Here is a 14,717-nt window from a genome sequence, read left to right as displayed (position 1 = left end):
GTTTCGGTGGTCATAGCGTGAGGGAAACGCCCGGTTACATTCCGAACCCGGAAGCTAAGCCTCACAGCGCCGATGGTACTGCAGGGGGGACCCTGTGGGAGAGTAGGACGCCGCCGAACAAATTTTGAAAGGGTTGGACCCCGAACTTCGGTTCCGGGTCCAACCCTTTTTTGTTCTGCGTCACTTCGAGTTCACGTTCCACGCCCAGCATCGGACGCATGGGTACTGCTGCAATGCTCAGGGCGGCCGGCGTCGGAGCCGGTGACGAGGTCGTCGTACCGGCCTTCGGGAACGTCGAAGTGGCCGAGGCCGTGACCCAGACGGGTGCGCTTCCGGTGTTCGCCGACATAGATCCGGCGAGCTACTGCCTCGACGCGTCCGCCGTGGAGAGCGTCATAACTCCCCGCACGACGGCCGTGGTTGTCGTGCACCGCTTCGGACGGCGCACGGACATCACGCCGTTGCACGAGCTCGGCCGGCGGCACGGGCTGCTCGTGTTGGAGCAGGGGGAGTCCGACGCCCCGTACGACGAGATGGCGCAGCGCAGGGAGCGGGCCGCCTATCTCGACGCCAAGTTGAGGGGGGTGCGGACGCCGGACGGCGGTCCCGGGCACACCTACCAGCAGTACGTGGTGCGGGTGCCGGGCAACGGCCGGCCGGACCGCGACGCCTTCGCACGCGCCTTGCGGGCCAAGGGAATCGAGTGCCGCGTCCCGGTGAAGACGCCCGTGCACAGGCTCCCGGAGTTCCGGCGCTGTGTGGCGCTGCCGCAGACCGAGCGGGCCGCGGACGAGACGCTCGCGCTGCCTGTCGACGCCTCGCTGACCAAGCGGGAGATGCAGCGCATCGTCGCGGCCTGCAATGCCCTCGGGGGACTGCTGCAACCCGCCTTCTGAGCGGAAGCCGAACGAGTTTGGGAACCAGCGCCTGTTCAGGGTATGGTTTTCTTGTCGCCGCGAGGGAAACCTCGAAAGCGACAGGCCCCTATAGCTCAGTCGGTAGAGCGTCTCCATGGTAAGGAGAAGGTCAACGGTTCGATTCCGTTTGGGGGCTCCGACAGAAAGGCCCCGCCCATTCGGGCGGGGCCTTTCTCATGCCCTCGGGCCGATCTCGCTCACGGCTCCTGGTGGGGCTCCGGCACCCGCATGGCAAGAATCGCCATGTCGTCGGACGGAGCGTCCGAGGCGAAGCGTTCCACCGCCCGCATGATGCGCGCGGCCACCGCGCCCGCGGTGAGCCCCGTGCACGTGCTGAGGACGTCGGCGAGACCGTCGTCGCCCAGCATGCGGGTGCCCTCGCGGCGTTCGGTGACCCCGTCGGTGACGCAGAGGAGGACGTCGCCGGGATCGAGCATCACCGTCTCCTCGTACAGCTCCAGGTCCTCGATGACACCGAGCAGCGGCTGCGGTTCGGCCGCCGCGACCACCGTGCCGTCCTGGCGCAGGCGCAGCGGGAGCGGGTGGCCGGCGCAGACCACCTTCAGTTCGGCGCTGCCGTCCTCCTGCGGCCGCATCTCGCCGTAGAGCAGCGTGAGGAAGCGGCTGCGGTCGCCCTCGTCGAGGATGGCCGAGTTCAGCCGCTCCAGCACCGCCGGGCCGGAGAGGCCCTCCCGGGCCAGCAGGCGCAGCGCGTGCCGGGCGAGACCGGTGACCGCCGCCGCGTTCGGGCCCGTGCCGCAGACGTCGCCGATGGCGAAGCCGTAGGCGCCGTTGCCGATGGGGAAGAGGTCGTAGAAGTCGCCGCCGACCTCGTTGCCCTCGCCGGCCGCCCGGTAGATGACCTCGACCTCGACGCCGTCGATGTTCGGCAGGCCGGGCGGGAGCAGGCTGCGCTGGAGGGCCTGGCTGATGGCCGTGCGCTCCGAGTACAGGCGGGCGTTGTCCAGGGCGAGGGCGGCCCGTCGGGACAAGTCCTCGGCCAGTTCCAGGATTTCCTGGCGGAAGTGCTCGTCGGTCGGCTTGCCCAGCGTGAGCATGCCGATGACGCGGTTGCGGGCTACCAGCGGCAGGACGACCGTCTCGCCGCCGACCGCGGAGGCCGTGGCGAGGGTCGGGCCGATACCAGAGGCGACCTGACGGGTGGGACCGCCGGACAGACCGAGACTGCGCATGGAGCTGCGCAGGGCCGCCTGGTGGGCGACCTCGCCGGGCGCCGACCAGATCCGGGCGCCGGGCGTGGGCACCGGGTCGGGTGCCGGTACCTTCGACAGCAGCGACTTGATGCCGTCGATGAGGTCCTCGTCCTCGTGCAGCACGTACGACAGGTACGGCTCGGAGGCCTGGTCGGCGATCGTGTAGACCGCGCACCAGGTGGCGAGCGTCGGCACCGTCATCTGTGCCATCAGGGCCAGGGTCTGGTCGCGGTCCAGAGTGCCGGCCAGCAGGTCGGAGGCCTCGACCAGGAAGCTGAGGGAGCCGCGGCGCAGCCGCTCCAGCTCGCCCAGCCGCGCCGACTCGACGGCCAGCGCGATGCGGTCGGCGGCGAACTGCAGGCGCAGCGCCTCCTCGTTCGAGTACCGGCCGGGTCCCTCAGCGGCCACGCCGAGGGAGCCCGTCAGACGGCCCTCGACCTTCAGCGGGACCGTGACCACGGAGCGCATGCCGGTGCCGGACAGCAGCGGCACCGCCCCGGGGACGGCGGTGAGGTCGTCGTGGACGGCGGGCATGCGCGCGGAGCCGTAGCGGCCGGGGCCGGCTTCCACGGGTACGCGGGCGAAGCGCTGGCGGGCGGAGGGCAGGCCGGTGGAGGCGCGGACCTCGAGTTCGGTCTCGTCGTCGGTGGCGAGCAGCAGGAAGGCGGAGTCGCCGTCGAGCATGTCGCGGGCCCGCTCCACCGTGCGCTGCAGCAGGCCGTCCAGGTCGTCCGGGGCGGGGGAGCCGATGAACACCTCGAACGGGTCGGTGCTCTGCCCGTCGGAGGCCGAGGTCTGGTCGGTGGCGGGGCCGCGCTGCGGGGTCTGCAGGATGGCTCGCTCGTGGTCGCGCACCAGGAGGCACACGGTGGACGGCTCGCCGCCGGTGTCACGGACCCGCAGGTGGGAGGCGTAGACCGAGGCGACCCGGCCGTCGGCGCGGCGGATGCCGTAGCTGCCCTCCCAGCGGGAGAGCCGCAGGGCCTCGGCGATGCCGGTGCCGGTGCCCGGGGTGTGCGGCCAGGCCGCGAGGTCGGTGAGGGGCTTGCCGACGACCTCGCTCGCCCGGTGGCCGAACAGTTCCTCCGCGTCCTCGTTCCAGGCGCTGACGGAGCCCTTCCGGTCGACCTGGAGGACCGCGACGCGGATCCGGCCGTCGGCCATCGGGAGCAGGTCGGCGGGGAGGCAGGGGCCGGCTGCGCGGGTGCCGACCGGGCGTTCGGGCAGGTCGAGCTGGAACCAGACGTTCTTGTGGGTCGGCGTGTAGTCCACGCCCCAGCGGGCGGCGAGGGCCGCGCAGAGCTGCAGGCCGCGGCCGCCCTCGCGGTCGGGGTTGGCCATCACGGCGTGGGCGCTCTGCAGGGGTAGCTCGCGCTCGGGGTAGCGGTCGGAGACCTCGATGCGCACGCCGTCCTCGGTGCGCAGGCACAGCACCTCCGCGTGGGTGCCCGCGTGGACCACGGCGTTGGTCACGAGTTCGCTGGTGAGAACCACCGCGTCGTCGATGATGTCGGCGAAACCCCAGCCCTGGAGGGTGTCGCGGACGAAGGACCGGGCGGTCGCCACCGATCGTCCGACGGGCTCGAAGCTGGCGGCCGCGCGCGCGGTGATCACAAAACTCCTCGGCCTGGTGTCGGCGGACAGGGCTGCGGGGCCGGCCGGCTCGCGCCGCTGCTGCGGCATCAGCTCACCCGTCGGCCGTGGCTCCGGGGGTTGTGCCCCGGGGATCAGTCCGGTGGTCATGGTCTGCGGCCGCCCCTCCGATGCCCGCTCGTTCTGGTGCCACCGCCCAGGCCGGACGGACCGGTGCGGCTGGACAGCCGCATGCAAGGTTACTTACCTTCGCCGTCCGAGCGGATGCCGGTCGCCGTTGTTTAACCCCCCAGGGTGTGTGCGGACGATGTGCGAAGCTGCCGAACTGTTATGGCCTGGTTCGGCCGGGGTGAAACACTGGGCAAGCTTCCGACGAAGGTCCGGTCGGTTCGAGTGTGTTCCGTGCACGGCGGGCAGCAGCCCTTGGTGTGGCCGGATACCGTCCGGCGGAGGTACCGAGCGGTAACGGGTACGCGGAAGCAATCCGGTGTGCCGGGGAGTGGCGCACCGGGCCGATGTGGCCGAGCACAGCAGTAACGGTCTACCCCTTCGGGAGGGACACAGTGGAGTCTGGCGCAGCGACGCGGGGCACGAAGGCGCGCGCGAAGGGCGGACAGTCCCTGGGCAGGAGCGGCGGCACCACCGCCGTGGACACCGCTGCCCTGAACCGGCTGCAGGCGGCCCTGGTCGCCATGCGGGACGGGAACTTCCGCAAGAGGCTCACGGTGTCCGGCGACGGCGTGATGTCGGAGATCGCCGCGGTCTTCAACGAGGTGGCCGACCGCAACCTGCACCTGACCGGTGAGCTGTCGCGGGTGCGGCGCATGGTGGGGCGTGAGGGAAAACTCACAGAGCGGCTGGAGACGGGTGCCTGCGAGGGCTCGTGGGCGACGGCCGTCGACAACTCCAACGCGCTGGTCGACGACCTGGTGTGGCCCGTCTCGGAGGTCAGCCGGGTCCTGACGGCGGTCGCGGAGGGTGATCTGTCGCCGCGGATGGACCTGCGCACACAGGCGCCGGACGGCACCGGGCACCCGCTGCGCGGCGAGTTCCTGAAGGTCGGCCGCACGGTCAACAACCTGGTCGACCAGTTGTCGACGTTCACCGACGAGGTCACGCGCGTGGCCAGCGAGGTCGGCACCGAGGGCAAGCTCGGCGGCCAGGCCCGGGTGCGCGGGCTGTCCGGGTCGTGGAAGGACCTCACGGACTCCGTCAACACGATGGCGTCCCGGCTGACGGCCCAGGTGCGGGACATCGCGCTGGTGACCACCGCGGTCGCCAAGGGCGATCTGTCGCGGAAGGTCACCGTGCACGTGGCCGGCGAGATGCTGGAGCTGAAGAACACCGTCAACACGATGGTCGACCAGCTCTCCGCCTTCTCCTCGGAGGTGACGAGGGTCGCGCGGGAGGTCGGCACCGACGGCATCCTCGGCGGCCAGGCGCACGTGCCGGGGGTGGGCGGCACGTGGAAGGAACTCACCGATTCGGTGAACCTGATGGCCGGCAACCTGACGGCCCAGGTGCGCGGGATCGCCCAGGTGACGACCGCCGTGGCCAACGGTGACCTGTCGCAGAAGGTGACGGTTCCGGCGCGGGGCGAGGTCGCGCAGCTCGCCGAGACGATCAATCAGATGACCGAGACGCTGCGGATCTTCGCGGACGAGGTCACGCGCGTGGCCAACGAGGTCGGCGCCGAGGGCCGGCTGGGCGGTCAGGCGACGGTGCCGGGTGTCGCCGGCACCTGGAAGGACCTGACCGACTCCGTCAACACGGTGTTCCGGAACCTGACGACGCAGGTGCGCGACATCGCCGCGGTGACGACCGCGGTGGCCAGCGGCGATCTGTCGCAGAAGGTCACGGTGGACGTGGCCGGGGAGATGCTGGAGCTGAAGAACACCGTCAACACGATGGTGGACCAGCTCTCCGCGTTCGGCGCCGAGGTGACCCGGGTCGCGCGGGAGGTCGGTGTCGAGGGTGAGCTGGGCGGTCAGGCGCAGGTGCCGGGCGCGGCCGGGACCTGGAAGGACCTGACGGACTCCGTCAACACGGCGTTCCGCAACCTGACCGGGCAGGTGCGCAACATCGCCCAGGTGACCACGGCGGTGGCCAACGGTGACCTGTCCCAGAAGGTCACCGTGGACGTCTCAGGTGAGATGCTCCAGCTGAAGAACACCGTGAACACGATGGTGGACCAGCTCTCGAGCTTCGCCGACCAGGTGACGCGGATGGCCCGGGACGTGGGCACCGAGGGCCGGCTCGGCGGTCAGGCGCGGGTGGACGGGGTGTCGGGCACCTGGAAGGAGCTGACGGACTCCGTCAACTTCATGGCCGGCAACCTCACCTCCCAGGTGCGGCAGATCGCCCAGGTGACGACGGCGGTGGCCCGCGGTGACCTGTCGCAGAAGATCGACGTCGACGCGCGCGGGGAGATCCTGGAGCTGAAGAACACCATCAACACGATGGTCGACCAGCTCTCCGCCTTCGCCGACCAGGTGACCCGGGTCGCCCGGGACGTGGGCACCGAGGGCCGGCTCGGCGGTCAGGCGCAGGTGCCGGGCGTGGCCGGTGTGTGGCGGGACCTGACGGACTCCGTGAACGGCATGGCCGGCAACCTCACCGCCCAGGTGCGCAACATCGCCCAGGTGGCCACGGCGGTGGCCCGCGGCGACCTCTCCCAGAAGATCACCGTGGACGCGCGCGGGGAGATCCTGGAGCTGAAGAACACGCTGAACACGATGGTCGACCAGCTCTCGTCGTTCGCCCAGGAGGTCACGCGCGTGGCCCGTGAGGTGGGCACCGAGGGCATGCTGGGCGGCCAGGCGGAGGTCCAGGGCGTCTCGGGCACCTGGAAGGACCTCACGCAGTCCGTGAACTTCATGGCGAACAACCTGACCATCCAGGTGCGCAACATCGCCGAGGTCACGACCGCCGTCGCCAAGGGCGACCTGTCGAAGAAGATCACCGTCGACGCGAAGGGCGAGATCCTCGAACTCGTCACGACGGTCAACACGATGGTGGACCAGCTCTCCAGCTTCGCCGAGCAGGTGACCCGGGTGGCCCGTGAGGTGGGCACCGAGGGCATCCTGGGCGGCCAGGCGCACGTCCCGGGTGTCACCGGCATCTGGAAGGACCTGAGCAACAACGTCAACCTGATGGCCAACAACCTGACCATGCAGGTGCGCAACATCTCCCAGGTGGCGGCCGCGGTCGCCAACGGCGACCTGACCCGACAGGTGACCATCGAGGCGAGCGGTGAGGTCGCTCAGCTCGCCGACACCTTCAACACCATGGTGCGGACGCTGAGTTCGTTCGCCGACCAGGTGACCAAGGTGGCCCGTGAGGTGGGCACCGACGGCATCCTGGGCGGCCAGGCGCACGTGCCGGGTGTGGCCGGCACCTGGAAGGACCTCACCGAGTCCGTGAACCAGATGGCGTCCAACCTGACCGGCCAGGTGCGCAACATCGCCATGGTCACGACCGCCATCGCCAAGGGCGACCTGACCAAGAAGATCGACATCGACGCGCGCGGGGAGATCCTCGAGCTGAAGACGACGATCAACACGATGGTCGACCAGCTCTCCAGCTTCGCCGAGGAGGTGACCCGGGTGGCCCGCGAGGTGGGCACCGAGGGACAGCTCGGCGGACAGGCGCGCGTGCGTGACGTCGACGGCACCTGGCGGGACCTGACGGAGTCCGTGAACGAGATGGCCGGAAACCTGACCCGGCAGGTGCGCGCCATCGCGCGCGTGGCGACCGCGGTGACCCGGGGCGACCTGAACCTGAAGATCGACGTCGACGCCTCCGGCGAGATCCAGGAACTGCAGGACTACATCAACAAGATGATCGCCAACCTGCGCGACACCACGATCGCCAACAAGGAGCAGGACTGGCTGAAGGGCAACCTGGCCCGTATCTCCGCGCTGATGCAGGGCCGCCGGGACCTGGCGGACGTGGCCTCGCTGATCATGAGCGAGCTGACGCCGGTGGTCTCCGCGCAGCACGGCGCGTTCTTCCTGACCATGCCGCTCATGGAGGGACAGGACCTCGGGGCCGACGCCGAGGAGCACTACGAGCTGCGGATGCTCGGCTCGTACGGCTACTCGATGGGCTCCATGCCGACGTCGTTCCGGCCGGGTGAGGGGCTGATCGGCACGGCCGCCCTGGAGAAGCGCACGATCCTCGTGGAGAACGCGCCCAGCGGCTACCTGAAGATCTCCTCGGGGCTCGGCGAGGCCCCGCCGGCGCAGGTGATCGTGCTGCCGGTGCTGTTCGAGGGCAAGGTGCTCGGTGTGATCGAGCTGGCCTCGTTCACGCCGTTCACGCATATCCAGAAGGACTTCCTCAACCAGATCGCCGAGATGATCGCGACCAGCGTCAACACCATCTCGGTGAACACCAAGACCGAGCTGCTGCTGAAGCAGTCGCAGGAGCTGACCGAGCAACTGCGGGAGCGGTCGGCGGAGCTGGAGAACCGGCAGAAGGCGCTGCAGGCGTCCAACGCCGAACTGGAGGAGAAGGCCGAGCTGCTGGCCCGGCAGAACCGGGACATCGAGGTGAAGAACACCGAGATCGAGGAGGCCCGGCAGGTCCTGGAGGAGCGTGCCGAGCAGCTCGCGGTGTCGATGCGCTACAAGAGCGAGTTCCTCGCCAACATGTCGCACGAGCTGCGCACGCCGCTCAACTCGCTGCTGATCCTGGCCAAGCTGCTCGCCGACAATGCGGAGGGCAATCTCTCCCCGAAGCAGGTCGAGTTCGCCGAGACGATCCACGGCGCCGGGTCCGATCTGCTGCAGCTGATCAACGACATCCTGGACCTGTCGAAGGTCGAGGCGGGCAAGATGGACGTCTCCCCGACGCGTATCGCGCTCGTGCAGCTCGTGGACTACGTGGAGGCGACCTTCCGGCCGCTGACCGCGGAGAAGGGCCTTGACCTGTCCGTGCGGGTCTCCCCTGAGCTGCCGGCCACCCTGCACACCGACGAGCAGCGGCTGCTGCAGGTGCTGCGCAACCTGCTGTCCAACGCGGTGAAGTTCACCGACTCCGGCTCGGTGGAACTGGTGATCCGGCCCGCCGGCTCCGATGTGCCGCAGTCGATCCGGGAGCAGATGCTGGAGGCCGGTTCGCTGAGCGACCCGCACGCCGACCTGATCGCGTTCTCGGTGACCGACACCGGCATCGGCATCGCGGCCAGCAAGATGCGGGTGATCTTCGAGGCGTTCAAGCAGGCGGACGGCACGACCAGCCGCAAGTACGGCGGCACCGGTCTGGGCCTGTCGATCTCGCGGGAGATCGCGCAGCTGCTCGGCGGCGAGATCCACGCGCAGAGCGAACCGGGCCGCGGCTCGACGTTCACGCTGTACCTGCCGATGCACCCGAGCGAACTGCCGCCGCAGGGCTACCAGCAGTCCGTGCAGGCGCTGGAGGCCGGTGAGCTGCTCGCCTCCGAGGGTCGGCCGGACTCGGACCTGTCGGCGGCGGAGATCGAGACGCCGGCGGAGGTGAAGTCGTACCGGGAGACGCAGAACGGCGCCGCAGCGCTCTTCAGGCGCCGCCGCCGGAGCCTGCCGCCGCCCGAGCACCGGCCGGAGCAGTGGACGACGGTCGCCGAGCAGGAGAGCATCCCGCAGCCGGTCCGCGCGGTGCGGTTCGGCGGTGAGAAGGTGCTGATCGTCGACGACGACATCCGCAACGTGTTCGCGCTCACCAGCGTGCTGGAGCAGCACGGGCTGTCGGTGCTGTACGCGGAGAACGGCCGCGAGGGCATCGAGGTGCTGGAGCAGCACGACGACGTGGCGGTGGTGCTGATGGACATCATGATGCCGGAGATGGACGGGTACGCGACGACCACGGCGATCCGCAGGATGCCGCAGTTCGCCGGGCTGCCGATCATCGCGCTGACCGCGAAGGCGATGAAGGGCGACCGGGAGAAGGCGATCGACTCGGGCGCCTCCGACTACGTGACGAAGCCGGTGGATCCGGACCACCTGCTGGCGGTCATGCGGCAGTGGATGAGTGAGCGGTGACGGGCCGGCGGAAACGGCTGTGAGCGCGGTGGGAACCTTCGGCCCGCACGCGGAGTTGTCCGAGTGCGGGGCGCCGTGGCGTGTGGGAATCCGGGATTCCGGGAACCTTCGGGTCACTCACGGCGTTTCCGTTGTGTGCACTGTGACATCGCGGTGACAGGGTGTGGCGATGGGCAGGGTGCGGCTACGATGACCGGCACAAGGACGGGCGGCGAAAGGGAGTCGTCCCCTGGGGCGGCGCCCGGTGTACCGCCGGGGCGAGGAGGGCGGGCCATGGTGCAGAAGGCCAAGATCCTCCTGGTCGATGACCGGCCGGAGAATCTGCTGGCGCTGGAGGCCATCCTCTCGGCGCTCGATCAGACGCTGGTTCGGGCATCGTCCGGGGAGGAAGCGCTCAAGGCACTGCTCACGGACGATTTCGCGGTCATTCTGCTGGATGTCCAGATGCCGGGCATGGACGGGTTCGAGACCGCCGCGCACATCAAGCGGCGCGAGCGGACCCGGGACATCCCGATCATCTTCCTCACCGCGATCAACCACGGCCCGCACCACACCTTCCGGGGTTACGCGGCGGGCGCGGTCGACTACATCTCCAAGCCGTTCGACCCGTGGGTGCTGCGGGCGAAGGTCTCCGTGTTCGTCGAGCTGTACATGAAGAACTGCCAGCTGCGGGAGCAGGCGGCGCTGCTGCGGCTGCAGTTGGAGGGCGGCGGCAAGGGCGCGGTCGGCGGCAAGGAGTCCGCGGGGCTGCTCGCCGAACTGTCCGCACGGCTGGCGGCGGTCGAGGAGCAGGCCGAGGCACTGTCGAAGCAGCTCGACGACGACTCGGCGGACGCCGCCGCGGTGGCCACGGCCGCCCATCTGGAGCGGAAACTGACGGGACTGCGGCGGGCGCTGGACGCTCTGGAGCCGGGCGCGGGCGCCGGCAGCCAGTCGGTGCCGACGCAGAACTGACGACGGCCGGGACGGCAGTTGCCCATGAGCGTGCGTCAGTTCCGCGCCCCGGCAGGGGCGACACGAACGGGTGAAGCAGTGGGCACACGTGTCCGCCGTCGTCTCCCCCGGTAATCTCACACCCATGGCCTCACGTCCCTCCGCAGCCAAGAAGCCGCCCGCCAAGAAGGCGGCCGCTCCCGCGAAGGCTGTGCCGAGGAAGGCCGCCGCGAAGAAGGCTCCGGCCAGGAAGGCGCCCGCCAGGCGGGCCCCGGCGAAGAAGGTGGTGTCGGCCAGGCAGGCGCCGAGTCCCACGGGGGGCGTGTACCGGCTCGTGCGCGCCCTCTGGCTGGGGCTCGCGCACGCCGTCGGCGCCGTCTTCCGCGGCATAGGGCAGGGCGCGAAGAACCTCGACCCGGCGCACCGCAAGGACGGCGTCGCACTGCTGCTCTTCGCCCTCGCGCTGATCGTCGCCGCCGGCACCTGGGCCGATCTGCGCGGTCCCGTCGGCGACCTGGTCGAGATCCTGGTCACTGGCGCCTTCGGCCGGCTCGACCTGCTGGCGCCGATACTGCTCGCGGTGATCGCGGTCCGCTTCATGCGCCATCCCGAGCAGCCGGAGGCCAACGGCCGGATCGTGATCGGCCTGTCCGCCCTGGTCATCGGCGTGCTCGGACAGGTCCACATCGCCTGCGGCTCGCCCGCCCGCAGCTCGGGCATGCAGGCCATAAGGGACGCCGGCGGCCTCATCGGCTGGGCGGCGGCGACCCCGCTGACGTACACCATGACCGAGGTGCTCGCCGTACCGCTGCTGGTGCTGCTGACGGTCTTCGGACTGCTCGTGGTGACCGCCACGCCGGTCAACGCCATCCCGCAGCGCCTGCGCGCGCTCGGCGTGCGCCTCGGCCTGCTGTCCGACCCGCAGGAGTTCGAGCCCGCCTGGGACGACGAGCGGTACGACGAACAGTGGCGCGAGGCGCTGCCCGCGCGCCCGCGCGGGCGCCGGAGCGCCCCGCAGGCGTACGACCCCGAGGGAGCCGAGGAGGAGGCGCTGACCCAGCGCCGTGGCCGCCCCAGGCGCTCCGCGGTGCCGCAGCCCGACCCGCGGCGGCGGATGGACGCCGTGGACGTCGCCGCGGCCGCCGCTGCCGCGCTCGACGGGGCCGTCACGCACGGCATGCCGCCGTCCCCGGTCGTCGCCGACCTCACCCAGGGCGTGAGCGCGGGCGAGCGCGAGGACACCACCCCGGTGCCCACGCCGGAGCCGGTCCCGGCCCAGGCCCCGAAGCCCGTCCCGGCCGCCCGCCCCGAGCGGGAGGAGCCGACGGGCGGCAGCGTCCCCGACCTGACCAAGAAGGCCCCCGACGAGCCCCGCGACCTGCCCGCGCGCGCGGAGCAGCTCCAGCTGTCCGGCGACATCACCTACGCGCTGCCGTCGCTGGACCTGCTCACCCGCGGCGGCCCCGGCAAGGCGCGCAGCGCGGCCAACGACGCGGTCGTCGCCTCGCTCACCCAGGTCTTCACCGAGTTCAAGGTCGACGCGGCCGTCACCGGCTTCACCCGCGGCCCGACGGTCACCCGCTACGAGGTCGAGCTGGGCCCCGCGGTGAAGGTCGAGCGGATCACCGCCCTGACGAAGAACATCGCCTACGCCGTCGCCAGCCCCGATGTGCGGATCATCAGCCCCATCCCCGGCAAGTCGGCGGTGGGCATCGAGATCCCGAACACCGACCGGGAGATGGTCAACCTCGGTGACGTGCTGCGCCTCGCGGAGTCCGCCGAGGACGACGACCCGATGCTGGTCGCCTTCGGCAAGGACGTCGAGGGCGGGTACGTGATGCACTCGCTGGCGAAGATGCCGCACATGCTGGTCGCGGGCGCCACCGGCTCCGGCAAGTCGTCCTGCATCAACTGCCTGATCACCTCGATCATGATGCGGGCGACCCCGGAGGACGTCCGGATGATCCTCGTCGACCCCAAGCGCGTGGAGCTGACCGCCTACGAGGGCATCCCGCACCTGATCACCCCGATCATCACCAACCCCAAGCGGGCCGCCGAGGCGCTGCAGTGGGTCGTGCGCGAGATGGACCTGCGCTACGACGACCTCGCCGCCTACGGCTACCGGCACATCGACGACTTCAACCGGGCCGTCCGCGAGGGCAAGGTCAAGCCGCCGGAGGGCAGCGAGCGCGAGCTCCAGCCGTACCCGTACCTGCTGGTGATCGTGGACGAGCTGGCCGACCTGATGATGGTCGCCCCACGTGACGTCGAGGACGCCATCGTGCGCATCACCCAGCTCGCGCGCGCGGCCGGCATCCACCTGGTGCTCGCCACCCAGCGCCCCTCGGTCGACGTGGTCACCGGGCTGATCAAGGCCAACGTGCCCTCCCGCCTGGCGTTCGCCACCTCCTCGCTCGCCGACTCCCGGGTCATCCTGGACCAGCCCGGCGCCGAGAAGCTGATCGGCAAGGGCGACGGCCTCTTCCTGCCGATGGGCGCGAACAAGCCGACCCGTATGCAGGGCGCGTTCGTGACCGAGGCCGAGGTCGCGCTCGTCGTGCAGCACTGCAAGGACCAGATGGCGCCCGTCTTCCGCGAGGACGTCACCGTGGGCACCAAGCAGAAGAAGGAGATCGACGAGGACATCGGCGACGACCTCGACCTGCTGTGCCAGGCGGCCGAGCTGGTCGTCTCCACCCAGTTCGGGTCGACGTCCATGCTGCAGCGCAAGCTCCGGGTCGGCTTCGCCAAGGCGGGACGGCTGATGGACCTGATGGAGTCCCGCAACATCGTGGGGCCGAGCGAGGGGTCGAAGGCGCGTGACGTCCTCGTCAAACCCGACGAGCTGGACGGCGTACTCGCGGTGATCCGTGGGGAGTCGGACGGGTAGGGAAGCGGGCCGCCCGGCGTGTCGGAGGTTACGCCGGGTGGCGGCAGCACCGTGATCCACCCGTTAGGGAGCGGCGAGCAACCGTTTCCCCTCGCGGTACGTCAAGTTGAGCGAAAGGACCGGTACGGATCCCATCCTGGGGTATGTGTCTGTCCCACCATCGGGTTGTCGGGTCATACCGATGGCGTACAAAGGCCCCCGCCCGCTCGCCCCACCCTTTCGTACCCGCCTAGACTGAACCTCCAGCACAGGTGGCTCACACGCTCGAAAGGCGCCCCCGTGTCCATCGGCAACTCCCCTGAAGACGAGCGTCCGTTCCACGACGTGTCCGAGGAAACCCGTCCCTCCGTCGGCCGTGCCCTGCGGCAGGCGCGCATCGCGGCCGGACTCACGGTCGACGACGTCAGCAGCGCCACTCGTGTCCGTATCGCCATCGTGCACGCCATCGAGGCGGACGACTTCGCACCCTGCGGCGGTGACGTGTACGCGCGCGGGCACATCCGCACGCTGGCCAGGGCCGTGCGTCTCGACCCCGCCCCGCTGATCGCGCAGTACGACGCCGAGCACGGCGGGCGGCCCGAGCCCACCCCGGCCGCGCCGATGTTCGAGGCGGAACGCATCCGCCCCGAGCGCCGTGGCCCCAACTGGACCGCGGCCATGGTCGCCGCGATCGTCGCCGTCGTCGGTTTCGTCGGGTTCACCGCGTTCAAGGGCGGCGACGGCGGCAGCGACGCCAAGGCACAGGTCGCCGAGGGGGCCACGCCCGCGCCCAGCAAGTCCTCCTCGCCCGCGCCCGAGAAAGACAAGCCCGCCGCGCCGTCGCCCGAGCCCTCCGACAGCGCCATCGCCGCCGCGCCGCAGGACAAGGTCACCGTCCAGGTCAGCGCGCCGAACGGGCGGAGCTGGATCTCCGCCAAGGACCACAACGGCCGGATGCTCTTCGACGGACTGCTGAACAAGGGCGAGTCCAAGACCTTCCAGGACAGCTCCAAGGTCAACCTGATCCTCGGGGACGCCGGCGCGATCGAGCTGTACGTCAACGGCAAGAAGATCGAGGACGACTTCCGGCCCGGCGCCGTGGAGCGTCTCACGTACACGAAGGGCGACCCCGCGGCCGGATAAGCGCCGCCGGGACACGGGTGTGACG

The 14,717-nt window shown here is 70.3% G+C and carries 6 protein-coding genes, 1 tRNA gene and 1 rRNA gene; 7 read left to right on the top strand and 1 reads right to left on the bottom strand.

Features of this window, described 5'->3' with window-relative positions; translation table 11 throughout:
* Window positions 1-2 precede the first annotated feature (2 nt).
* The 3 genes from rrf (at window position 3) to TNCT1_RS27365 (ending at window position 1,053) form a co-directional block, all read left to right on the top strand.
* Window positions 3-119, top strand: a 5S ribosomal RNA gene (gene rrf / locus TNCT1_RS27375).
* Window positions 120-233: 114 nt separating this feature from the next.
* Window positions 234-896, top strand: a complete 663-nt coding sequence (locus TNCT1_RS27370) for a DegT/DnrJ/EryC1/StrS family aminotransferase (protein ID WP_143637121.1) — start codon at window positions 234-236, stop codon at window positions 894-896.
* An 84-nt stretch (window positions 897-980) separates the two neighbouring features.
* Window positions 981-1,053: transfer RNA gene (locus tag TNCT1_RS27365), tRNA-Thr, on the top strand.
* Between the two features lie 61 nt (window positions 1,054-1,114).
* On the opposite strand, the gene TNCT1_RS27360 is transcribed toward TNCT1_RS27365, so the two are convergent.
* Window positions 1,115-3,874, bottom strand: a complete 2,760-nt coding sequence (locus TNCT1_RS27360) for a SpoIIE family protein phosphatase (protein WP_143637063.1) — start codon at window positions 3,872-3,874, stop codon at window positions 1,115-1,117.
* A gap of 413 nt (window positions 3,875-4,287) precedes the next feature.
* Between TNCT1_RS27360 and TNCT1_RS27350 the strand changes: the two genes are divergently transcribed.
* The 4 genes from TNCT1_RS27350 to TNCT1_RS27335 all read left to right on the top strand — a co-directional run bounded on the left by TNCT1_RS27350 (window position 4,288) and on the right by TNCT1_RS27335 (window position 14,692).
* A complete protein-coding gene (locus tag TNCT1_RS27350) occupies window positions 4,288-9,747 on the top strand; it encodes a HAMP domain-containing protein (protein ID WP_143637060.1) in 5,460 nt (1,819 codons plus the stop codon).
* Between the two features lie 273 nt (window positions 9,748-10,020).
* On the top strand, window positions 10,021-10,701 hold the full coding sequence (locus tag TNCT1_RS27345; protein WP_143637058.1) for a two-component system response regulator: 681 nt from the start codon (window positions 10,021-10,023) through the stop codon (window positions 10,699-10,701).
* A gap of 124 nt (window positions 10,702-10,825) precedes the next feature.
* Entirely contained in the window at window positions 10,826-13,570 is a 2,745-nt protein-coding gene (locus TNCT1_RS27340; RefSeq protein ID WP_174266474.1) for a DNA translocase FtsK, read from the top strand.
* 279 nt (window positions 13,571-13,849) lie between these two features.
* Window positions 13,850-14,692 carry a helix-turn-helix domain-containing protein gene (locus tag TNCT1_RS27335; RefSeq protein ID WP_143637051.1) on the top strand — a complete coding sequence of 281 codons (843 nt, stop codon included), beginning with the start codon at window positions 13,850-13,852 and terminating at the stop codon, window positions 14,690-14,692.
* Window positions 14,693-14,717: the final 25 nt, after the last annotated feature.

The organism is Streptomyces sp. 1-11 (assembly GCF_007176755.1).
Taxonomy (GTDB): Bacteria; Actinomycetota; Actinomycetes; order Streptomycetales; family Streptomycetaceae; genus Streptomyces.
The sequence above is the reverse complement of the archived record's forward strand: the minus strand, read 5'-3'. Positions and strand labels throughout refer to the sequence as shown.

What these genes read in the sequence shown, in the direction of transcription:
- TNCT1_RS27360 (WP_143637063.1), bottom strand. Translation starts at nt 3,874, where the DNA reads ATGACCACCGGACTGATCCCCGGGGCACAACCCCCGGAGCCACGGCCG.
- TNCT1_RS27370 (WP_143637121.1), top strand. Translation starts at nt 234, where the DNA reads ATGCTCAGGGCGGCCGGCGTCGGAGCCGGTGACGAGGTCGTCGTACCG.
- TNCT1_RS27345 (WP_143637058.1), top strand. Translation starts at nt 10,021, where the DNA reads ATGGTGCAGAAGGCCAAGATCCTCCTGGTCGATGACCGGCCGGAGAAT.
- TNCT1_RS27340 (WP_174266474.1), top strand. Translation starts at nt 10,826, where the DNA reads ATGGCCTCACGTCCCTCCGCAGCCAAGAAGCCGCCCGCCAAGAAGGCG.